The sequence below is a fragment of the Microcoleus sp. B3-D2 genome (assembly GCF_036705345.1).
Classification (GTDB): domain Bacteria; phylum Cyanobacteriota; class Cyanobacteriia; order Cyanobacteriales; family Microcoleaceae; genus Microcoleus.
In genome coordinates this window covers 36,248-59,181 of sequence record NZ_JAUBUG010000007.1, presented here as the reverse complement: position 1 = coordinate 59,181, position 22,934 = coordinate 36,248, and the positions used below count along the sequence as shown (strand labels likewise).

The window sequence follows — 22,934 nt, the reverse complement described above, 5'->3', positions numbered from 1 at the left end:
GAATGTAACTGTAAGCCCGTGATTCACACAATTAGGCAAGAGGTCATTCCCAATTATTCCATTCTTTAATCTAAAACACGACTTACGCACTATCGAGCTTAAATCAAGGGTTTGAGATTGCTTCACTACGTTGTCTTCGGACATAAAATCGTAGTATATGCGTCCAGGACTATAAAATTTAAAATCTAAAATGGTATTATTTGACGGGTCGATCGCCCGATCGGGGCGGACGCAAAATTTGTCAAAACTAATCTTACATTTAAGTTCAGGAACCGGGCGGGCGATTGTTCCTTCAAGTTAATAGCCAACATTAAGCCAAATACCCGGTTTCTCTACGATCTTTGTGAAACTGGTACAAGAGGCGCTTGGAACCAGCTATTTTAAATTTTGGGGTCTGGAGTGGTTTTGACTTATTTGATATTGACAGGAAGTTTAGAAGCGATCGCGATCGTGCTTGCTCTCTCGCCCGGTAACTTGAGCATCGCATTCCCCGCACGCCGCGCACAGGACTCGGACATCAAATCCGGCGTTTTAACCTCGCAATCTCCCCCAAATCCTGCGCCAGATACAGCTAGCACAGGTTTAGCAGATGGCATTTACCTCTACGGCCAGTCGAGCAAGCCAGAGGAAATTAAACAAGAATATTTTGTATTTGAAATGCGGCAGAGTAAGGTAGTCGGAGCTTTTTACCTGCCTCGGTCTGCTTTTTACTGTTTTTACGGCACAAGCGATCGAACTCAGTTAAATTTAACAGTAGTTGACAGTTACGACGGCAGTCGCTCTCCCTACTCCGTAAATCTGCAACAGTATTACCCAATTTCCACCATCAGCGAAAACGATCGGCGCATCTTGGGTACTTGCAAAGAATCTCACAAACAGCAGGTGTGGGAAAAGTAGGAAACTCGCGCTGCGCCACAAGTCAATCGATTTTAGATTTTAGATTTTAGATTTTAGATTTTAGAATTGAAGAAAGCAACCCCACTGATACATCGGGGGCCCCCGGACCAAATTGCTTTCGCTCAGGGTTCAGGAAACAGCAGTAAAATTGCTCCTGAGTTTAGAATTTCGGACGGACACCACACACATGGCAAGATGAAACTGCGTCGGAAAACACTATCGATCGTTGGCATTACCATCGCTGCATTGACTGGCATTCTGTATGTCGCCTCCTCAAGCATCCTCTTGGGCAGCCTGATCAAAGCAGAGGAACAAGAAGCCACACAGGTTGTCAAGGGAGTGCTCAGCGTATTCGGGCAAACGGCAGACGACTTCAACTCGCGCTTTGCCGACTGGTCGGCCTGGAACGACACCTACGATTTTATCCAAAACCGCAACTCAAAATTCATTGCCTCCAATTTAATTCCAGAAGGGCTGGCTAATATAAGAGTTAATATAGCCGTATTTGTCAATACTTCTGGCCAAATAGTTTACGGTAGGGGTTTAGACAGCGAAAAGCTGAAATTAACGCCTGTTCCAGAAGCATTAAAACGGCGCATTTCTCTCAGCGACCCGCTGTTGCAGCACCGCAACGCCAAAAGCAGCCTCGCTGGTATCCTGCTGCTACCGTCAGGGCCAATACTGATTACTTCCCGGCCAATTGTCAGGACTAAAAGCACCGGCCCGATCCGAGGTACGCTGATATTCGGGCGCAACTTGGATGCTGCGGGCATTGCGAAGCTTTCTAAAATTACTCGCTTGCCGCTAATCGTACACAGCGTTAATGAGCCTGGGTTGCCTGCTGACTTTCAGAAAGCGCGGGAGAAACTGTCGGAAAAAAAGCCGATTTTGGTGCGTCCTTTAAGCGAAGAGTCGATCGCGGGTTACACTTTGATCCGCGATATTTACAACCAACCTGCGCTGCTATTGCGGGTGGATATCCCCAGAGAAATATATCGGCAAGGTCAAATTAGTTTGCTGTACCTGCTGGGGTCTGTAGCGTTAGCGGGAGTTGGGTTGGTCGGGTGCACTCTGCTACTGCTAGAGCGTCTGGTGCTATCTCGGTTGAGCGGTTTGGCGAAAGCAGTGAACCGCATCAGCAGCAGCCAAGACCTCTCGGTGCGACTGCCGGTGACGGGGGAAGATGAGTTGTCCGACCTTGCCCATACTATCAATGGAATGTTGAGTGCGATCGCGATCGCCGAAAGCGAACAACTTGAGGAAAAAGCCCGCTATCGAGCCGTAGTCGAGCAAGCTACAGATTGTATTTTCCTATGGGACGCTCAAACCAAACGCCTTTTGGAAGCCAATACAGCGTTTAGAGACTTGCTCGATTACAGTCTGGATGCGATTTCGCAACTAACTATTTACGATATCATCGCTTACTCTAAAGACATAATTGACAACAATATCGAGTTGCTGCTGACGAACAAACAATTCAGAATTGGCGAAGTTCTCTACCGCCGCCGAGACGGTTCCTGCGTGGACGTGGAAGTGAGCGGGAGCGTGATTTCCTACGGCGGCCGCGAGATTATTTGCACGGTTGTCCGCGACATTACCGAGCGCAAACAAGCCGAAGCCGAACTGCGAGCCTCCGAAGAACGCTACAGACTTTTGTTTAAAAATAACCCCCATCCGATGTGGGTTTACGATTTAGAAACTCTAGAATTTATAGCCGTCAATCAGGCTGCTGTCCAACACTACGGCTACACTCGCGACGAATTTCTCAACATGACCGTTGCGGACATTCGTCCCTCCCAAGAGCTGCCGAGATTGCTAGAAAATATCTCCCAAGTAGATGCCGGTATTGAGTTTGCAGGTGTGTGGCAGCACCAGAAAAAAGACGGAACAATTATTGATGTAGAAATTACTTCTTATGCTCTGGTATTTGATAGCAGAAATGCTGAATTAGTGCTTGCTCACGACGTGACCGACCGCTTGCAAGCCGAGGCAGAACTCTACAAGGCAAAGGAAGCCGCAGAAGCAGCTAGTTTGGCTAAAAGTCAGTTTTTGGCTAACATGAGCCACGAACTGCGAACTCCTCTGAATGCGATTATAGGTTACAGCGAGATTCTGCAAGAAGAGGCTTTAGATTTGGGCGAAGAAAATTTTGTATCGGATTTGGAGAGAATTCACAATTCAGGCCAGCTTTTACTTTCCTTAATTAATGATATTCTGGACTTGTCGAAGATTGAAGCCGGTCACGCGGAACTTGAATTAGAAACTTTTGACGTTTCGGAGGCAGTTCAAGATGTAGTCAGAACTGTTGAACCGCTATTTTTGCGAAACACTAATCGCCTGAATGTGGAGTGTCCTAATAATATTGGCGAATTGTATTCCGATCAAACTAAGTTTACTCAAATTTTGTTTAATTTGCTCAGTAATGCAGCTAAGTTTACTCATAAAGGAACAGTTACACTCAGCGTTGAAAGAATAAAAAATAACGAGAATAGTGGGAACTGGGAACAGTTAATTATTAAGTGTACTGATACGGGGATTGGGATTACTCCTGAACAGCTACAAAAGTTATTTCAACCTTTTACGCAAGCTGATGCTTCGACTACCCGCAAGTACGGAGGTACGGGTTTGGGCTTGGCAATAGCGCAGAAATACTCTCAGATGCTGGGGGGAGAAATTACTGTGAGTAGCGAGTTTGGCAAGGGGTCAACTTTTACTCTGATGTTGCCAGCATAGCTCTTTTTTAAATTTTAGAGGGGCGCAAAAGTCTTGACTACAAACAACATTAATACTCAATGCCTGGTTGAGCTTTAATCCCTTGTTCTCGGAATGGATGCTTAACTAAAGTCATTTCTGTCACCAAGTCTGCCCGTTCAATTAGCGCTGGCGGGGCGCCTCTGCCTGTTAAAATAATGTGGGTTTCTTCTGGTTTTTGTTCTAACCCGGAAAGCACTTGCTCGACTTGCAAATAACCTAGTTTTAAGGCTATATTGACTTCATCTAGAAGAACTAATTTAAATTCGGGATTGCAGATGAAAGTTAGGGATTTTTCCCAGGCTTTTTGAGCTGTTTCGATATCTCGATCGCGGTTTTGCGTGTCCCAGGTAAAGCCTTCCCCCATTGCGTGAAATTCTAGCTGTTTTTCCCAGAGTTGAAAAACGGCTTTTTCTGCGGGTTCCCAAGCTCCCTTAATAAATTGTACTATAGCGACGCGGTATCCGTGACCGAGCGATCGCACAACCATTCCCAAAGCGGCTGTAGTTTTGCCTTTCCCGTTACCAGTATTGACTATAATTAAACCTTTTTCTTTTGAGGAGTTAGCGATTCGCTGCGCCTGGACTTCTTGGCGGCGCTGCATTTTCTGTTTGTGCTGTTCGGCTGTTAGGGAAGTTGTTTCTTTAGTTTCCATTAGATTTTTTTTAACCGCAGATGAACGCCAATAGACGCTGATGGATGCAGACTTTTTAGTTATTGCCAGACTAGCTGCAAGTTTAGCACGAAACCGGGCAAAACATCTTCTCCTGAAAGTTCGGCGGGAGATTCCAGTATTTCTACTTCTTGTCCTTGGCGATAGATTTCGACTCGGCGGCTTTTGCGGTTGATTAACCAACCTAGTTTTACTTGGTTGTTCATGTATTCTTGCATTTTGTCTTGGGTATCTTTTAAACTATCGGTGGGCGACATTAATTCCAAGACAAAATCTGGGGCGATGGGAGGGAATTTTTGTTTTTGTTCGGGAGTAAGTGCGTCCCATCTTTCCTTTTTTATCCAAGAGACATCGGGAGAACGATTTGCACCGCTGGGCAGTTTGAAGCAAGTTGAAGAATCGAAACAAATTCCCAGTTTGGTTTGTCGGTTCCAAATCACAAAATCTGCATTAATTTCTGAGTTATAACTTCCGGTTTCTCCTCCCGTAGGTGGCATGATGATTATTTCTCCTTTGGCGTTGCGTTCAAATTTGACATCGGGGTTTTCGCGACACAGTTGATAAAATTGGTCGTCGGTTAGTTTAACTATCGAGTTGAAGTTGATGGTAACTGCTATCATGGTATTTTATCAGGATGCGTTGGAATTTTTAAGCCACATAATCTATCTATAGCAATCCTAAATGATTTGCGTAATTATTGTAGGGGCAATCCCCCCGTGGTTGCCCCGATAGATAGGGGGTAGGCAAAGAAAGGCACTACCCCTACAAATTTATCTGAATGATTTAGGATTGCTATATGCGGATAAATGCCGAGCGATGCAGATGAGGTAAATATTATTGATGTGGGAAGGAAGATTTGAGTGGTAGTTTTTGGGAGGCAGTGGTGATATCATTATATCATCTACTTATAACTAACTCTCAAAATTTTTATAAAAAGCTTTGAGGAGGAAACACTTACAGACATACCAATAATAAAACGCAATGTTGATTTCGCTAAACAATTTAGGTACTCCCTCTAGTAAACTGGAGACTATCTTGTTTTTTAAATGCAGGGAATCCACGCCGATCGCAAAAAACAACAAGCCCAAACCAGCTAACAGTATTTGGTAGGGAGTAAACTGTAGTTCTCGCCGAAAAAACCATCCGTAGGATGACAAAACAACGGCGTACAAAAGACTTACTCCTAGCTTGGGAATTCCCAGTGCTACCATATATATATGAATTCTGTAAATTTCATTTAGTAAAAATCCACCTGTTAACAAAGCCGAAAAGAGAATAAATCGATTTTCTGAAGTGCGCGGTTGAATACTTTGAGCTAATTTATAGGTAAAAGTACAAACAATGACTGGTACAGAACATAAAATCTGGAAAGTCCGAGTTAACAAGGCGACATTGGGATTGGGGGAAAAATAAGGGTGAAAAAATAAATCGCTGACTTTTAAGCCGGAAAGTTGAGTAAAAATTATCAGCAGCGCCACTAGGAAGAAGGATAAACAATTTAGTCGGACAACCAAGCGAGAAATAGTCATCAGCAATTAATACCAAAAATTAGGTTTACTGCCAAAGTACAAAAAAATTATATCACCAATATCTCTGGAGATTTTGCTAAACTTAATCATGAGTGTTATCAAAATAAGGAGACAGTCATGCTGTCAGTGAAAGAAGCAGAATCGATCGTTCTAAATTTGGCGCAACCCCTCGACAGTCAGCGGGATGTAGAAACTGTAGACTTGCTGGCAGCATCGGGGCGCATTTTGGCAGCAGCCGTCACTGGTTCCCGGGATTTTCCTTATTGGGACAATTCGGCAATGGATGGGTACGCGGTGCGCTTTGCTGATGTGGAAAACTGTAGCGCCGAAAAACCTGTGGTACTCGAAGTAGTTGAAGAGATTCCAGCCGGATATCAGCCTCAAAATACCGTCCAATCGGGGCAAGCGGCGCGAATTTTTACGGGTGCTATGATGCCAGCGGGTGCTGATACGGTGGTAATGCAGGAAGAAACAAGGCGTGAGGGCGATCGCATTTTTATCTTAGTTTCTCCTGAAAAACCGCAAGCATTTGTCAGGCCGGGAGGCGCTTTTTATCAAGCAGGAACACCTTTGCTAACTCCCGGTACAGTTATCAACGCCCCAGAAATGGCGGTGTTAGCAACTGCCCAGTGCATTCAAGTTCCCGTTTATCGGCGGCTGCGGGTGGCAATTTTTTCTACTGGTGACGAATTGGTATCGCCTGACGAACCTTTGGCACCGGGGAAACTGGTAGACTCGAATCAGTATGCTTTGACAGTTTTGTTGGTCCAAATGGGATTTGAACCGATTCGATTGGGGATTGTTCCTGATAATGAAGATGCCTTAAACAAGGCGATATCCCGGGCTGTTGCGACGGCGGATGTGGTGCTTTCTACGGGGGGCGTCTCGGTAGGAGACTACGATTATGTCGAGAAAATTTTGGCGAATTTGGGAGGAAAAGTTCACATTAGTTCTGTGGCGATTAAGCCGGGGAAACCTTTAACGGTTGCTGAGTTTAAACGAGGTGAAAAAAGTGATGATTCTCCGAGTTTTAGTTCGGATTGTCTCTATTTTGGTTTGCCGGGAAATCCGGTTTCGGCTTTAGTCTGCTGTTGGCGGTTTGTTGTGCCTGCTTTGAGAAAGATGTCTGGGCTTGCGGCGGATGCTTGGGGGCCGGAGTTTGTCAAAGCTAGGTGTAATGCTGAATTGCGATCGCCTGGCCGGCGCGAAACTTATGTTTGGGGTAAACTACATTTAGTTGCGGGAGTGTGGGAATTTGAACCTGCTAGCGGCAGCCAAAATTCAGCGAATTTAATTAACCTCGCCAATACAAGTGGTTTAGCAGTTTTGCCACCAACGGACACCTGGATTGTACCGGGCGAATTCGTGGAGGTTTTAAAAGTTAGTCATTAGTTAGTTGTTATTTGTTATTTGTTATTTGTTCGGTATAAGCTCATGTAAAATATTAACAACTAAGTAATCTTCCTTCTTCCCTCTTCCTTCTTCCTTCTTCCCTCTTCCTTCTTCCTTCTTCCCTCTTCCTTCTTCCTTCTTCCCTCGTATTATGAGAATTTTAATTGTTGAAGATGACCCGATGATGCAACTGGGATTAGAGCAAGTTTTAGCCGATTCCCCAGAAATAGAAATAGTAGGACAAGCAGAAGACGGCTATTTAGGCGTAGCAGCCGCACTGAAACTAAAACCTGATATTATTGTAATGGATATCGGTTTGCCGCGGCTGGACGGCATAGCAGCGACGCAGCAAATTAAAGCACAACTGCCAGAAGTTAGAGTAGTAATGTTAACTTCTCACACGGCAGAAACTGAAATTATTGCTGCCCTTTCTAGTGGTGCTGATGCTTATTGTATTAAAGGTGCTTCCATAGATAGGCTGTTAGCAGCAATTGCAGCCGCAGCAGAGGGGGCTACATACCTTGACCCTCAAATTGCGCGCACTGTCATCGAGCACCTCAAACCCCCGATACCTGCCTCTACAACTACTTTTGGTCAGTTGTCGCAGCGGGAATTGGAGGTGTTAAAATTAATGGTGGAAGGTAACAGCAATCCGGAGATAGCAGCGGCGCTTTACTTGAGTCCAAATACGATTAAAACTCACGTTCGCGGTATTATGAATAAGTTGGCAGTGGATGACCGCGTGCAAGCAGCAGTTGTAGCGCTGAGAACTGGATTAGTGTAAAGAAGGAAGAAGGAAGAAGGAAGAGGGAAGAAGGAAGAGGGAAGAGGCAAGAAGGAATAAAAATAATTCAACATTTTTCAGTTGCTTTCTTCCCAATTCCCCATTGCGGATTCCCAATTCCCAACACCAAATTCCCATTATCAATTACTAGCAATTTGAGTGATATAATCTATGTCTGAGTGGATAGAAATTGGTAAAATTGTAGCAGCTCAAGGTTTGGACGGGGAAGTGCGAGTCTATCCCGATTCGGATTTCCCGGAAAGGTTTATCGAACCGGGGAAGCGGTGGATTTTGCGCCCTAACAAAAGTGAACCGGAACCGATCGAGTTTTTGGGCGGTCGCTACATTCCCGGCAAAGGGCTGTATGCTGTAGAGCTAGAGGGTGTGGAAGACCGCGATAGTGCTGAGGCGCTGCGGGGCTGTAAGTTGTTTGTTGAAAAGACCGATCGACCTTACCTAGAATCTGATGAGTTTTACGTCCAAGATTTGATCGGTATGGAAGTTTTTAACCAGTTAACCGGGGAAATCCTAGGCAAGGTAAGTGATATTATTCCTGCAGGTAACGACCTTTTAGAAGTAGAAACGAATCTAACGCCGCCGGAAACTGTCGCCGCAGAATTAGAAAAGCCAAAACAGCCGGAAACTCCCAAAGCCAACGCTGACCCCAGAAATACCCGCAAACCACGGAATATTCGCGTTAAAGAGCCTAAATCCACAAAAATTTTGATTCCTTTTGTGGAAGAGATTGTGCCAGTTGTGGACTTAGAACAAGGCAGAATTGAAATTATGCCTCCTCCTGGTTTATTGGAATAATATCATTTCTGGTCAATCGACCGGATATGATAGAGCAATTCTAAATAAGTCGTAAATTTTTTACCTCACCCCAACCCTCCCCTTGGTAAGGGGAGGCAGTAAGCAATTCACGAATGATGCGAGGATTGCTATATTAGTTATTTAAAATTCCCACTTCTCAATTCCCGATATTACTCTTTTTCTTTATTTGTGTACCGCACTATCAAGTAACTGATAGAAAGCGCGAAAATTGCCGTCGCCAAACCAATCAAGTCGGTTGCTGTTTTCTTTTCCAGGTCAAGAATGATGATTTTTCGAGATACTGCTATCAAAGAAGTTACAATAACTAGCTCTACTTGAATTACGTGCTTTTTCAGATAAGCTGTAATATTTTCCAAGATTTCCAGAGCAATTAAAACATTTAAAAATAACCCAAATATGACAAACAACGTGTCTTTTAACAAATTATCACTGTGGTTTACCAATTCTTTTGCTAAAAACACCAGCAAATCGCAAACGCTGACGATAATTACCAAAATCATCGCCAGTGATAAAATTTTCGATATTATTACCTCTACACTTTCCGTAAAATGCAGAAAATTTTCTTCATTCCCTAACTTAGAAATTTGCCTAAATATTTTTTTCAGCATACCGGTGATTTAGTCATCTTTCTTGATGATTCTGTCATTGTTCGGTACACTTTGCAAGGGTTTAACTCTGGGATTGCCTAGTTTCGCTGTGCCACCCTGGTGCTGGACAAGGGTTCTTTATCTACCTGTTATATTTTATAATTTTTCGTGTCACCTAGGAATCGATCGCACGCGATCGAACTCCTGATTAATAATTTTTGTCATAAAAAAGCCTCAAACTATTGTCTAGCAATATTTTGAGGCTTTCAAGGCGAGGTGCAATCACTGAACTAACTATCCATTCTCAACAGAGAATGATTGTTGATTCCCAGCTTGCTCCGACGCAATATACAAGATAGCTAAAAATTTAGCTCGGGTGGTTTAGTAGCGACGAGAATTGCCACCGCGATCGTTGTTACCCCAGTTACCGCTGTTAGAAGAACCACGTTCTTCGCGGGGTTTTGCCTTATTGACCTTGAGGTCGCGACCCATCCACTCAGCACCGTCAAGAGCCTCAATGGCTGCGGCTTCTTCTGCTTCAGTAGACATTTCTACAAAAGCGAAGCCCCGCATCCGACCTGTTTCCCGGTCAGCAGGCAACTGAACGCGCTTTACTGTTCCGTACTCTCCAAAAGTTTGGTTGAGGTGCTCCTGCGTTACTTCGTAGGATAAATTGCCGACATAGATTGACATTGAACATTCTCCAGAATCAGAGTGTGTAGAGATTTAAATCCGGAGGAACGCCGATCGAACGAACTGTACTGCCGAAAATAAAGCCTTGTAAAACCATCATAGCACCTTGAGGTGCAAACGGCAATTGTCTGACTCGATTAATTAAAAAGAAAGCAGAAGCTATTCGCCAGAAGGCATTCTGCGGAAGCAAAAACCCCCAATCAAGAAGGAACAACTCAGAATAAATAAATTTAATTTTTCTTGTTCCCGGGCTCTGCCGGGGAAACCCAGTTTTTAGGCTGTCTAATGGCATAACGATTTTAGGTTTTAGATCTGGGATTTGGGATTTAAGATTTATGTGTAGGGCGCGTCTGGACACAAAATTGCTCGATCGAAAGAGGTTGTTACCCGAAAAACGGATACAAGCCTCCGACTCCTGTCTTGGAGAGAGCCCAATTTTAGACTCTTGTTCAAAATCCCACATCTATCTGTGGAGTAAATCTCAAATCGTTCGGCTCAGAGCGATTGACTAAGCGCTTGTCGAACGTCTCGCCGAACATCAACCCGGTTCCTCCCCATGTCGATCGCCCGGGGCTTCCCGCTCGTTCTTCGGTGAGTTGTAACATCCCGTAGTTGGACGGCAGCTCAAGAAGTGACGGCGAGGGTGGATTTTGCCCAATTAAATTCCTCAACTTCTGCTGCAACTTCTGATCCAACTTCCGCCGCAGTTTCTGCCCCAACCAGCACCAACTGCACCGCACAAGCTTTTAACTCGGGCTGTTTGGAATCTGGACAGCTTGCAGCATGAGTCATAGCATTGGCTTCAGCACCTTCAGCCCACAGAGAACCCCAGTGCATGGGTACAAATAGCGTACCCGGGGCGATCGCCTTTGTGAGTTTTGCCGGAAACTGCGCCTTGCCGCGGCGCGATCGAACTTCCAGCAAATCCCCCTCCTTAATCTGCAATTTGGCAGCATCGCGGGGGTGAATTTCCAAAAACGGGTCCGGGTGCAATTGATTAATTTTTTCTGTTCTACCCGTCCGCGTCATCGTGTGCCAGTGTCCGTAAACTCTTCCTGTCGTTAACACAAACGGATAGTTCGGATCGGGAGGTTCTGCCAGTCCCCGGGAGTGATAGGCCGAAAATCTCGCCCGCGCATCAGGAGTGTGAAAACGCCTGTCAGTATACAGCCGTTTCGCTTCGTTCGCTGGATGCACAGGCTCGTTTTCCCGGCAAGGCCACTGCTGTGGCCCTTCTTGGCGGATGTATTCGTGGCTCAGACCGGTCATGTCGCAAGGCTGGCCGCGCGTCAACTGCGCGTACTCTGTAAAAACCTCCGCACTGTTCTCGAAAGCAAAGTGTTCGGCAAAACCCAACCGCCGTCCCACCTCGGCGAAAATGCTCCAGTCGTCGCGGGCTTCCCCGGAGGGAGTGTCGAAACCGGGACAAAAGGTAACGCGGCGTTCGGAATTTGTCATTACTCCGGTTTTTTCGCTCCACTGCGTTGCCGGCAGCAGGATGTGAGCGTAGGCCGAGGTTTCAGTGGGATAGTAAGCTTCTTGATAAATAGTAAAGGGCGATCGCAGCAAAGCGGCTTTAGTGCGTTCCAAATCCGGCATACTCACCACCGGATTAGTAGCTGCAATCCACAGCAACTCGACATCGCCAGTTTCCAAACCGGTAATCATCTCCCAAGCTGTGCGGCCCGGATTCGGGGAAATGCTTCCCGGTGCGATTCCCCAAAACTCCTCGACTTGGGTTCTGTGTTCGGTATTTTTCACAAATCGGTAGCCTGGGAGCAAGTGAGAGAGTCCTCCGGCTTCCCGCCCTCCCATCGCGTTTGGCTGCCCGGTGAGGGAAAACGGGCCACTTCCCGGTTTGCCGATTTGACCGGTCATCAAGTGCAAATTAATCAGCGATCGCACCTTTGCCGTGCCTTCCGACGACTGGTTCATCCCCATCGACCACAGCGACAAAACCCGCTGCGACTGTTCCCAGTAGTTGGCCGCCGTTTCTAACTCGCTGACAGTAATGCCGCAGCGCGAGGCTACAAACTCCGGCGTGTAGCTGCTAATAACCTCAGCAAAAGCTGAAAAATTCGCCGTGCATTCTTCAATAAACTCAGGATCTATTGCTTGCCTGCCTAACAGCAAATATGCAATTCCGTTAAGCAAATCTATATCTGTACCTGGTTTAATTGCTAAGTGCAAATCCGCCGCTTCAGCAGTCGGAGTCCGCCTTGGATCTACCACAATCATCTTGACATTGGGATTTTTTTTGTGGTATTTTGCTAATCGATTAAATACAATCGGATGGCATTCCGCTGTATTGCTGCCGATAATAAAAGCGCAATCTGTTAATTCTAAATCGTCGTAACAGCAAGGCGGCCCGTCCGAGCCAAAGCTTTGAACGTATCCAGAGACTGCTGAAGACATACACAAGCGAGAATTAGCATCAAAATTATTAGTACCCAGACAACCTTTCATTAGTTTCTGGGCAATATAATAATCTTCTGTTGCGAATTGACCCGAACCGTAAACGCACAAAGCATCGGGGCCGCTGGTGCTGCGAATTGTTTGGATGCGATTAACAATTGCATCAAGAGCTTCGTCCCAGCTAGCGCGGCGGAACGGTTGGTCGAGAGTATCTCGCATCATTGGATACAGTAGCCGATCGCTCCGAATGGACTCTGCTACGGTTGCTCCCTTAATACAAACCATGCCCTGACTCGATGGGTGATTGCGATCGCCCCGCACTTTCCAACTTTGTTTTTTGTCGGGAACAACTTCTAGACCGCAACCTACACCGCAGTAAGGGCAAAGAGTTTTTATAGTTTCCATCTGTTGATTTTAGATGCTAATTTTTGAAAGCTAATAGGTAATTCGTAATTTGTCATTATAGCCGGAACAGAGGGCTCCTGCAAATAACATATCAATTATTACTAAATTTTCCCATATATACTTCCCAGAAACGGACAATACCCTGATTTAAAATTACCCGCTATCTTACTAAAAATCGCGCTTGCTCTGGCTTGTAGTCAGCTTCTGGCTGCTACTAAATCTTCCTCAAACAGAGGAAATTCTAACCTAACTCTTGTCACCCCCAAGAAGGGGGGCTAAGAGGAATTTTTGCCTAGTTAAAACAGCGACCGCTACTACTTTTGACCTAGTTGTTGATAGCAATGTGAGATTTAATGGGGGACTATTATGCCGCCTACTTCCCTGATTTTACTTCAAATACGCCACCGTTGGTGGGGCTAAAAGTTACTTGGAACTCAGCAGTTTTTTCAGCACCTGCTGCGGCATCGACAGGAGTTTGCAAAACAGGCAGAGGAGTTTCTTTGACGAAATCTTTAGCTGCTTTATTTGTGGGATCGAACTGTAGGATATCGCCGTTTTGTTTTACTTTGACCCGATAAGTCAAACTTTCGGTAAACGTTGGAGTTGTTCTCCATTTTTGGTCGATTTGTGCATACAACTTCTGTCCGATCGCATCGAGTTCGGCTTGGTCAGAAATCTCTGATGTGGCACTGGTTGCTGCATTGGGCGCGACGGCGCTGTTAGCAGCAGCAGCGATGGCTGCAGGGCTGGCATTCGGTGCAGGACTTGCAGCAGCGATGGCTGCAGAGCTGGCATTCGGTGCAGGACTTGCAGCAGCGATGGGTGCAGGACTTGCAGCAGCGATGGGCGCAGGACTTGCAGCAGCAGCGATGGGTGCAGGGCTAGCATTCGGTGTGGCGATGATCGAACTTGCTGCGATTTGCGGGCTGGCGGGAGAACTCACAACCGCCGCCGCAGTCGCCGCCGGAGGTGTAGTTTCTGCTAGTTTCGCTTGCTTTAGCTGGCTGGAAACAGCAGACATATTGACTGCGGCTAAAGTAGCCATTCCTAACAACCACGAGGCAGCCAGGATGCCGCGTTTTTTTGGCGAGGCTTCTGGGGCTTCTGCAGCGTGATGCACAAAAGGCCCAGGGGCGATCGGCCTGTTAGCAGTCTCCGCAAGCGCAGGCTTTTTGCTAGCAGGTAATGGCATCGGTAGCGCGACCGCTTCTGTCTCCGAGTCCGTTGCTTCACCTTCTTCGTGGTGCGCGTAGCGAGAAAACAAGAACTCCAAAGCAAAGTTGCGAAGTTCGTAGTATTTCGGGTCTTCCATAATCCGCGCCCGGTTGCGGGGACGGCTGAACGGAACGTGCATATCTTCGCCGATGGAAGCTGCTGGCCCGTTGGTCATCATCACGATGCGATCGGCCAAAAACAAAGCCTCATCAATATCGTGAGTAATCATAATGACGGTAATTTTTTCCTTCCGCCAAATTTTCAGCAATTCTTCCTGCAACTCTTCTCGGGTAATCGGGTCTAGAGCTCCGAAAGGTTCGTCCAAAATCAACAGTTTGGGACGAGTTGCCAGAGCTCTGGCGATCGCCACCCGCTGTTTCATCCCCCCGGACAATTGGCCCGGTCTTTTGTTACAAGCTTCGGTCAGCCCCACTAATTCCAAGTGTTCCTTGACGATCGTATTGTGTTCGTCTGCGGACTTTTCCGGGTAAACATTTTCAACGCCGAGGTGAATGTTTTCAGTAGCAGTCAGCCACGGTAGCAGCGAGTAGTTTTGAAATACCACCATGCGATCGGGGCCTGGTTCAGTAATCTGCGAACCTTCCAGGGCCACTTCTCCGTTTGTCGGCCCGTTGAATCCCGCGATCATGTTCAGCAAAGTTGATTTGCCGCAGCCCGAGTGACCGATCAAACAAATAAATTCGCCTTCATTAATAGTCAGGTTTACACCGTCTAGAACGACGTAAGGGCCTTTAGGAGTTTCGTAGACTTTCGATACGTCTTTAATAGTAAGAAAGTCTTGCTTGGGCGTTTGAATTGTCGTTTTTTGGGGGGTGTTTAGAGTTTGCATTTTTTCAGGATTTGGATTTTGGGTCGGGGAATTAGACATGACAACTTTCGATTGAGAATTTGAAATTAGGGATTGAGGAAGGGGAAAATGTGGAGTCTTGTTTCCTGATTTCTTGCTCCTCATTCCCTCTTCCTATTTGCTGGTTATGCTGGCAGTTTGATGGAACACTGACTGCCTATTTGTTCAATTAAGATTTCTTCAATGCGGACGGCGCGCTTAATTTTGACATTCTGAAGATATTGGATCGGGTCGTCTAGATTAAACACAGTGCCGTCAAATAGCTCGATCGTCCGGCGATCTCTGGCGATATCCGGCAAGCCCAATTCGCGCACTGCTTGACCGAAAACATCGGGCCGCAAAACTCGATCGACCACTTCCACCCAGTTTTTCGGGAACGGGATCAGTCCCCAGCGAGCCATCTGCGCCATCACCCACACCATTTCTAGGCGGTCTGGAAAATTGGTTTTGTCAACGTAGAACTGGTTGAAGTTGTAGAGCATTTCTGGTTCTTTCTCCGTACCGGAGTTGTACGGATCGATGAACCCTGGACGGATGTCTTTCGGATCGGCGCCGATGTATTGTTCTTGGCTAATCAATCCTAGGACTTCTTCGCGGTTGCGGCGGTCGTCGCAGTAGTCGCAGGCTTCCAGAAGCGCTTTGACGAGGGCGAGGTGGGTTTGAGGATATTTCTGAGCCCAGTCTTCGGTAACACCGAGAACTTTTTCGACGTGTCCGGGCAGAATATCGAGGGAACGGGCCATGACAAAACCCGTGCCGCTGTTGACTGCGTGGGAGTTCCAGGGGTCGCCTGAGCAGTAGCCGTCAATGTTGCCTGCTTTTAAATTCGATACCATCTGCGGGGGAGGAATCACGTTCAAGCCCACGTCGAGGTCGGGGTCGATGCCACCGGCTGCCAGCCAGTAGCGGAACAGCAGATTGTGCATGGAGGCGGAGTGTACCATGCCCAAGGTGTGAACTTTATCGGGACTCTTGGCGATCGCAGCTTTGAAATCCTCTAATGTCCGAATGCCTTGTCTGTAAAGGTCTTTGCTGAAAACAATCGAATTGCCGTTGCGAGAAAGCGTCATGGCGCTACAGATGGGCACAGGGGCTTCACCGTCGAGCCCCAACAGCATACCGATCGGCATTCCTGCGACCATTTGCGCCGCGTCCAGCCGTCCTTCGGCGACTCCTTTGGCGATCGCTTTCCAGCTAGGTTCGCGGCTGAGGGTGACTTCTTCCAAGCCGTGGGCTTTGAAAAATCCTTTTTCTTTAGCGACTACTAAGGGGGCGCAGTCGGTGAGGGGAATAAAGCCGATGTCGAGGTTAATTTTTTCCAAGCCGTTGCGGGCGATGACAGCGGGTTGTTGTTTGGCCCGGCGCTGTTTGACCCGCTTTTGCTGGTTGAGGAAGTAAACCATTTCGTTACGCAGTGCGTAGTAACTCGGATGGTTGACAACTTCCATGCGTTTGCGGGGGCGGGGAATGTTCACCTCGAGGATTTGCCCGATTTGGGCTTCCGGGCCGTTGGTGAGCATCACAATGCGATCGCTCAGCAATAAAGCTTCGTCCACGTCGTGAGTTACCATCACGCTGGTGACTTTGCTTTCCTCGCAAATTTTCATCAACTGGTCTTGCAAACCGCCGCGAGTTAAGGCATCGAGGGCGCCGAAGGGTTCGTCTAGCAGCAGCAATTTCGGGCGAATCGCTAGGGCGCGGGCGATCGCAACTCTTTGTTTCATCCCCCCAGAAATTTCGCCCGGGCGTTTGTCGGCGGCGTGTCCGAGTCCGACTAATTTAATGTGGTGTTCTATCACCAACTCGCGATCTTCTTGAGAGTTACCGCTGTAAATTTCATTTACTGCTAGGGCAATATTTTCGCGTACCGTCAGCCAAGGTAGCAGCGAGTAATTTTGAAACACCACCATTCTGTCCGGGCCTGGATCGCGGACTTCGCGTCCTTCTAAAGTAATCCCGCCTTGACTTGCTTTGTCGAGGCCGGCGATGATATTTAGCAGTGTAGATTTGCCGCAGCCAGAGTGTCCGATTAAGGTGATGAATTCTCCCTTTTTAATTTTCAGTTCGATATTTTTAAGAGCGATGTATTGCTCTCCATTGGGCAAGTTAAATACGCGGTCAACGTGGTCTACTTCAACAAATACTGACATGGCAATTTTAGGTTAGTTTGTAATTTGTATGATGCTGATTATTAATTGGGCATTGGGCATTGGGCATTGGCCATTGGGCATTGGGCATTGGCCATTGGGCATTGGCCATTAATTTATAACTAATTTCTAGCAGTTTGTAGTGGGCAACCATTCCCCATTCCCCATGCCGGATGCCCGATGCCGGATGCCCTATGCCCTATGCCCTATGCCCTATGCCCAAATTCTATTTCTGTTCTTCAGGAACAACTTTGGAAGCGATGAAACCCACCATTCTGTCTAAAATCAAACCGACGATTCCTACATAAAGCACTGCTAGAATCACTGCACTGAGTCGAGAACTGTTGTAAGAGTCCCAGATGAAGAAGCCGATGCCGACGCCGCCGACTAACATTTCGGCAGCTACGATCGCCAGCCAAGACAAACCGATACCAATTCTCAAGCCAGTGAAGATGTAAGGAACTGAAGAGGGGAGCAGGATTTTCCAGAAGTATTTTTGGTTAGGGAGGCGCAAGACGCGGGCGACGTTTCTGTAGTCTTGGGGTATTTGTTGAACGCCTACTGTGGTGTTAATTAGAATCGGCCATATTGCTGTAATTAAGATTACGAAAAGAGCTGAAACTTCGTTAGCTTTCATCCCCATGCCTTCAAAGGGATTGAACTGTTGAAATACAGCCAGGGCGATCGGCAGCCAAGCCAGGGGCGGGATAGTTCTGAATACTTGAAACAGCGGGTCTAAAGCATCGAACATTAAGGAGTTGGTGCCGATGAGGATGCCCAAACTGATGCCGAGAACTGCGGCCAAAGTAAAGCCGATCGCCACCCGCTGCAAGCTAGCCAAAATTTGCCAGAACAAGCCTTTGTCTGTACCGCCGTTGTCGAAGAAAGGATTGATAATCAGCTCCCAGGTTTCTTGGACAGCTTTGATTGGTCCCGGCAAGCTGGACTCGGGACTGTGGCAGAGGATTTGCCAGATTATGAGCAGAACTGTAATTGCTACCAGCGGGCGGATGATTTTTCGGCGGTTTTTTTGAACGTGATCCAGAACGAAATTTACTGGATTTTTGCTTTTAGTAACAGCGAGATTTGTTGCCATTTTTGTTTTTGCAGTTTTGTGAATAATCGATTATTTGTAGATACTTGGAACAGAGTTCAACTGGTTTTGCCCCTGGAACGAACCCTGCGTTTCACTCGATCCAACACCGTCAATTTTAGGTATTTGTCAACTGTTAACAGTCAACAGTCAACACTCAACAGTCAACAGTCAACAAACTAATTATGCTTTTTTGATTGCCAGACCCTTCAGATATTCTTCGGGTTTTTCTGGGTCAAACTTCACGCCGTCAAAGAAGGTTTCGACACCGCGAGAAGTGGTAGCAGGAATTTGGGCTGCGGGAACGCCAAGTGTTGTCGCTGCTGCTTTCCAAATATCTTCGCGGTTAACTTTATCAACCGTGGCTTTGATGTCGGTAGTTGCCGGGATATAACCCCAGCGAATATTTTCAGTTAAGAACCAAGCATCGTGACTCTTGTAGGGATAAGAAGCATTATCAGCCCAGAATTTCATAGCTACTGGGCTGGCAGCTTCAATGCGGCCGGTACCGTAGTCAACTTGACCTTTAGAGCGACCGATAATATCTGCTACTGGAACTTTTAACCACTTATCTTGAGAGATGATTTGGCACATCTCATCGTGATTTTCTGCCTTGTCGCACCACTGCTGGGCTTCCAGTACGGCCATTGTAATTGCTTTAGCAGCTTTGGGGTTTTTCTCAACCCACTCTCCTCTTAAAGCTAAAGCTTTTTCTGGGTGGTCTTTCCAAAGTTCTCCGGTTAATAAGGCGGTGTATCCTACCTTTTGAGTAACTAGCTGAGCATTCCAAGGTTCGCCTACGCAAAAGGCTTCCATGCTGCCAGATTTCATGTTCGCTACCATTTGGGGCGGCGGTATGGGAATCACGGAAACATCTGTATCTGGATTAATACCGCCGGCTGCTAGCCAGTAGCGCATCCACAAGTCGTGGGTACCGCCGGGAAAAGTTATAGCAACAGGAACGTTTTGATTGCCAAAAGCTGCTTTCAGGGGTGCGCTGTCTGTACCTACTTTTAAATCTAGGTATTTTTTGCTGAGGGAAATTGCTTGACCGTTAGTATTTAACCGCGCCACAATGTTCATCGGCACTGGCTGATTGCCTTTGGTAATAGTGCCTAATGTCATGTGGTAAGGCATCGGGGATAAAATGTGGGCTCCGTCAATGCCGCCTTTGTCGGAACCGAGTTCTAAGTTGTCGCGAGTAACTGGCCAAGATGCTTGTTTAGTAACTTGTACGTCTTTCATGCCGTACTTGGCAAATAACCCTTTTTCTTGGGCAATGATTAAGGGTGCTGAGTCGGTGAGGGCGATGAATCCGAGTTTGGCTGCGGTAACTTCTGGGGCGTCGGCGGGGTTGATGTTGACTGCTGGGGCGGCGCTGGGTGATGGGCCGCCGGCTGCGGGGGTGGCACTTCCGTTAGATGTGGTGGAACTGGAACTGCAACCGTGGGCTAGGAGGGTGCCGGCTGCTGTTGCTCCGGCGGTGATGATGAATTTTCTTCTAGAAAGGTTGCTCATTTGTCTTGAATTGTTGTTGTACTTTGAGATGGTGGAAATGTGAGATGTGAGATTGATTCGCGACCTTCGCATCGCATCTCACATTATGAGATTAGGCGTCGATCGTCACTCTGCCGATCGCCCGCGCGCTGCAAGTTAAAATGAACCCTGGTTCTAAGCCGGCGGCCGCTTCGGGGTGGCTGTCGTAGGCCGCAATATTACCTTCTAGGAGTTTCTGCTTACAAGTGCCACAAACTCCCTTTCGGCAATCGCTGTCAAGTTCGACCCCGGCCCGTTCGGCAACGTCGAGAATGTACTCATCTTCGCTGCAAGCAACTTCTTTGCCCGATCGAGCGAAAATGACAGTAGATGTCTGAGGTTTGGGTGCCTGGGCTGCCGCTTCGCCCTCCTCAACCGTCAATTGCAGTTGCCGGTGCAGCACAGCTACATCGCCTGTAATCTCTTTGGGAACTGCCCCAAACTGCTCGACTAACAGTTGATGCAGCAGCGGTTGGAGGTCTTCGCAAGGGATGCCTTTTTGGACGCAAGTACCCAAATGAGCGTCTTTGCCGACTGTGCCTCCCATGTAAATGTCTACACCTTCGAGGGTTTTGCCGTTCTTGCGAACTTTGGTTCCCATCAAACCGATGTCTGCCACTTGGGGTTGACCGCAGGAATTGGGGCAACCCGTCCAGTGAATTCTGACCGGTTTGGGAAGTGAAAGTTCGACTTCGAGTTCCTCAATCATTGCCACGGCGCGGCTTTTGGTTTCGATGAGGGCGAAGTTGCAAAACTTGGCGCCGGTGCAGGAAACCAAGGCTCGCGTCAGGGGTGCGGGGTCGATGGAAAAACGCTGCAACAGCGGTTCTTTGACTAGCGATTCAATCCGCGAGTCTGGAACGTTGGGAATAATCACGTTTTCTTCGACGGTGAGCCTGAGTTCGCCACTACCGTAAACCTCGGCGATTCTGGCCAAATCGAACAAATCCGATGCTTGCAGCCGTCCGACAGGAACGTGCAGCCCTACATAGTTGAGCCCTGATTGTTTTTGGGGGTAGATGCCGATGTGGTCGCGTTTGTCCCAGGTGATTTCATCTTTGAGGGCGGCGGCGGGCAAAGTGCGACCTAATTCTTGTTCGACTGCGGCTCGGAATTGTTCGATTCCGAGTTCGTCAATCAGCCACATCAGCCGCGATTTTTGGCGGTTTGCTCTCGGGCCTTGATCGCGAAACACAGTTAATATGGCTTTGCACAAATCTACAACGTCGCTGGGACTTGCCCATGCGTTGAGAGGAATTGCAGCTTCGCAGCGTTTGGCGGAGAAGAAACCGCCGACTAAAACGTTAAAGCCGATGTTGCCGTCTTTGTAAGCGGGTACGAAGGCGATGTCGTTGATTTCTGCGTGGACTGAGTTGTCGCGGCAGCCTGCGATCGCAATATTAAACTTTCTCGGCAAATTTGAAAACGCGGGGTTGCCTTCGCCGCTGTTCGTAATCATGTCTTGGACTTGGTTCGCCAGTTCCCGCGTATCTATCAGTTCGTCGGCGTCCAGGCCCGCGACTGGGGAACCCGTGATGTTGCGTACATTGTCCATGCCAGACTGGATGCTGGTCATGCCCGCTTCTTTGAGGCGGCGGAAGATGTCGGGTACGTCTTCGATGCGAATTCCGCGCAATTGCAGGTTTTGTCTGGTGGTGATGTCGGCGCTGCCGTCGTCGCCGTAGCGTTGGACGATTTCTGCTAGCGTTCTGGTTTGATTGCTAGTAATGATGCCGTTGGGCAAGCGCAGCCGCATCATGAATTTGCCCGGAGTTACTGGCCGAAAGAAAATGCCGAGCCATTTGAGGCGGTGCTCGCGATCTGTTTCGTCCATTGCTTCCCAGCCGATTGCGGCGAAGTGGTCGAGTTCGCCTTTTAATGCTAAGCCATCTTTTTCGGCTTTGAGTTTTTCAAACTTGTTCAGGCTCGCTTGGGCTTTGGGTTCTACTGTTTGGGTCATCGGTTTACCCTCGCTGCTGGCTTGTGTGGGGAGGTATTGACTTGGAGCATAAAGTGTGTGTTTCCTGCTAACCTTAGTGACTGTATGGATTTAAAACTGTATATTTAGTTACTAGATGGAATTTCTTTTAAGCATGGTTGGTCTTCTGTAAAATTGAGCTTGACTGGGCGCTAGCTCGAACGTTGCCAAACTATTTATGGTTATAGTTGTTACCGATGATTCGGTCGATCGCTGCGTTTCGATGCACCTTTGTTATGAGCTAATGTAAGGCCCACGATTGTAAATATTCGTAGCTATTTTTACAAAATATTGAGTTTTATGAATATTTCGCATACTGCCGATGCGTTTTATACATGGCAAATGGGTAAAGAGACCCACAAAACCGAAAAATCTCTCTAAATCTTTAGATTTAGGAGGGGAGAGGGGGAAATTGGAATATCTAAGATTAATTTTGTGAGTGCGATCGCAGACTTAAAACGAGCTCGTCACAACATTAGAGCGGTCGCTGTCACACAGTTTGCCTCAAAACATCACATTATGTGCTATGGCAGCGTCACTATTAATTTTCGGAGAACGAGAGATGATACAAGTATCGAATTCAGGGAACGTCTCATGCTTTTAGTTCAACTTATCCCCGGCGCTATTTCCGAAATGCTTGCCTCTGTTAGCGATACGGGTTGTTTGACTTTAGCCGATCGCTACGGCTTGATGGCCGCTGTTTTGGACGACTCTCTCGACGATGAATACAGACATTCGATCAACCGCCTGCTGCGTTCTGTGATTAAGGGAAGAGTCAAGATAGTCAACGAACTGTCGGCGATATATTAACAGCATTTAAAAATTTGATTGATTTATGCAGCGCATAAGAGTGCAGAAACCACCGGTCGAGTTAGAAGGAACCCACGATGCCTGCAGCGGATGTAGGGCAGGAAGTTGATTAGGTGTTCTAAAAACGTGCGATCGCTTTTGCCGTAGGATTTTTTTTGATTATCCAATTCTCGCTTTGTGCGGCACTTACAGAAAAAGTGCTGATTCACAGTTTTGACGCTCAATTGAGAGCCTGTTGGGTGGAACGCTTAGGGTAAAATTAGTAAAATTGTTGGGCGCGATCGACATTTGAGGACTTTGAGGAATGAAGTCATCACAACAAACGTA

General features: G+C 47.3%; 19 protein-coding genes and 1 pseudogene. 6 read left to right on the top strand and 14 right to left on the bottom strand.

The window, feature by feature from the left end:
* Positions 1-399: 399 nt before the first annotated feature.
* Complete coding sequence (locus QUB14_RS04390) at positions 400-897, top strand: hypothetical protein (protein ID WP_333214605.1); 498 nt, start codon at positions 400-402, stop codon at positions 895-897.
* A gap of 195 nt (positions 898-1,092) precedes the next feature.
* Complete coding sequence (locus QUB14_RS04385) at positions 1,093-3,630, top strand: CHASE4 domain-containing protein (protein WP_333214607.1); 2,538 nt, start codon at positions 1,093-1,095, stop codon at positions 3,628-3,630.
* 49 nt (positions 3,631-3,679) lie between these two features.
* On the opposite strand, the gene cobO is transcribed toward QUB14_RS04385, so the two are convergent.
* From cobO to QUB14_RS04370, 3 genes are all read right to left on the bottom strand, one after another.
* Positions 3,680-4,303 carry a cob(I)yrinic acid a,c-diamide adenosyltransferase gene (gene cobO, locus QUB14_RS04380; RefSeq protein WP_333214609.1) on the bottom strand — a complete coding sequence of 208 codons (624 nt, stop codon included), beginning with the start codon at positions 4,301-4,303 and terminating at the stop codon, positions 3,680-3,682.
* 59 nt (positions 4,304-4,362) lie between these two features.
* A complete protein-coding gene (locus tag QUB14_RS04375; protein WP_333214611.1) occupies positions 4,363-4,941 on the bottom strand; it encodes a Uma2 family endonuclease in 579 nt (192 codons plus the stop codon).
* A 291-nt stretch (positions 4,942-5,232) separates the two neighbouring features.
* Complete coding sequence (locus tag QUB14_RS04370) at positions 5,233-5,850, bottom strand: hypothetical protein (protein WP_333214614.1); 618 nt, start codon at positions 5,848-5,850, stop codon at positions 5,233-5,235.
* Between the two features lie 117 nt (positions 5,851-5,967).
* On the opposite strand from QUB14_RS04370, the gene QUB14_RS04365 reads away from it, so the two are divergent.
* From QUB14_RS04365 to rimM, 3 genes are all read left to right on the top strand, one after another.
* A complete protein-coding gene (locus tag QUB14_RS04365; protein WP_333214616.1) occupies positions 5,968-7,242 on the top strand; it encodes a molybdenum cofactor synthesis domain-containing protein in 1,275 nt (424 codons plus the stop codon).
* Positions 7,243-7,393: 151 nt separating this feature from the next.
* On the top strand, positions 7,394-8,026 hold the full coding sequence (locus QUB14_RS04360) for a response regulator transcription factor (RefSeq protein ID WP_333214618.1): 633 nt from the start codon (positions 7,394-7,396) through the stop codon (positions 8,024-8,026).
* 171 nt (positions 8,027-8,197) lie between these two features.
* The gene (gene rimM / locus QUB14_RS04355; RefSeq protein WP_333214620.1) at positions 8,198-8,839 is read left to right on the top strand and encodes a ribosome maturation factor RimM; all 642 of its coding nucleotides are present in this window, start codon (positions 8,198-8,200) and stop codon (positions 8,837-8,839) included.
* A 170-nt stretch (positions 8,840-9,009) separates the two neighbouring features.
* Here the strand turns inward: rimM and QUB14_RS04350 are convergent, their stop codons facing one another.
* From QUB14_RS04350 to QUB14_RS04300, 11 genes and pseudogenes are all read right to left on the bottom strand, one after another.
* Positions 9,010-9,468 (bottom strand): phosphate-starvation-inducible PsiE family protein, encoded by a 459-nt coding sequence (locus QUB14_RS04350; RefSeq protein ID WP_333214622.1) that lies wholly within the window; start codon positions 9,466-9,468, stop codon positions 9,010-9,012.
* Between the two features lie 360 nt (positions 9,469-9,828).
* A complete protein-coding gene (locus QUB14_RS04345; RefSeq protein WP_332948676.1) occupies positions 9,829-10,140 on the bottom strand; it encodes an RNA recognition motif domain-containing protein in 312 nt (103 codons plus the stop codon).
* 16 nt (positions 10,141-10,156) lie between these two features.
* Complete coding sequence (locus tag QUB14_RS04340; RefSeq protein WP_333214624.1) at positions 10,157-10,603, bottom strand: hypothetical protein; 447 nt, start codon at positions 10,601-10,603, stop codon at positions 10,157-10,159.
* On the bottom strand, positions 10,590-10,745 hold the full coding sequence (locus QUB14_RS04335) for a hypothetical protein (RefSeq protein WP_333214627.1): 156 nt from the start codon (positions 10,743-10,745) through the stop codon (positions 10,590-10,592). The genes QUB14_RS04340 and QUB14_RS04335 overlap by 14 nt, the downstream gene beginning before the upstream one ends.
* A gap of 19 nt (positions 10,746-10,764) precedes the next feature.
* A complete protein-coding gene (locus tag QUB14_RS04330; RefSeq protein WP_333214629.1) occupies positions 10,765-12,960 on the bottom strand; it encodes a nitrate reductase in 2,196 nt (731 codons plus the stop codon).
* A gap of 373 nt (positions 12,961-13,333) precedes the next feature.
* Positions 13,334-15,064 carry a nitrate ABC transporter ATP-binding protein gene (locus QUB14_RS04325; RefSeq protein WP_333214631.1) on the bottom strand — a complete coding sequence of 577 codons (1,731 nt, stop codon included), beginning with the start codon at positions 15,062-15,064 and terminating at the stop codon, positions 13,334-13,336.
* A 104-nt stretch (positions 15,065-15,168) separates the two neighbouring features.
* Positions 15,169-17,193, bottom strand: a complete 2,025-nt coding sequence (locus tag QUB14_RS04320) for a nitrate ABC transporter ATP-binding protein (RefSeq protein WP_333214633.1) — start codon at positions 17,191-17,193, stop codon at positions 15,169-15,171.
* Between the two features lie 223 nt (positions 17,194-17,416).
* Positions 17,417-18,286, bottom strand: coding sequence for a nitrate ABC transporter permease (ntrB, locus tag QUB14_RS04315; protein WP_333214635.1), 870 nt, complete (start codon positions 18,284-18,286; stop codon positions 17,417-17,419).
* Between the two features lie 180 nt (positions 18,287-18,466).
* A complete protein-coding gene (locus tag QUB14_RS04310; protein WP_333214637.1) occupies positions 18,467-19,801 on the bottom strand; it encodes a CmpA/NrtA family ABC transporter substrate-binding protein in 1,335 nt (444 codons plus the stop codon).
* 91 nt (positions 19,802-19,892) lie between these two features.
* Positions 19,893-20,222 carry a 2Fe-2S iron-sulfur cluster binding domain-containing protein gene (locus QUB14_RS04305; protein WP_333214695.1) on the bottom strand — a complete coding sequence of 110 codons (330 nt, stop codon included), beginning with the start codon at positions 20,220-20,222 and terminating at the stop codon, positions 19,893-19,895.
* An 18-nt stretch (positions 20,223-20,240) separates the two neighbouring features.
* Positions 20,241-21,779: pseudogene (locus tag QUB14_RS04300) on the bottom strand (ferredoxin--nitrite reductase); the annotation flags it as partial.
* A gap of 612 nt (positions 21,780-22,391) precedes the next feature.
* Here QUB14_RS04300 and QUB14_RS04295 point away from each other — a divergent pair.
* Positions 22,392-22,607: a hypothetical protein gene (locus QUB14_RS04295; RefSeq protein ID WP_333214639.1), complete on the top strand. Its 216-nt coding sequence runs from the start codon at positions 22,392-22,394 to the stop codon at positions 22,605-22,607.
* Positions 22,608-22,934: the final 327 nt, after the last annotated feature.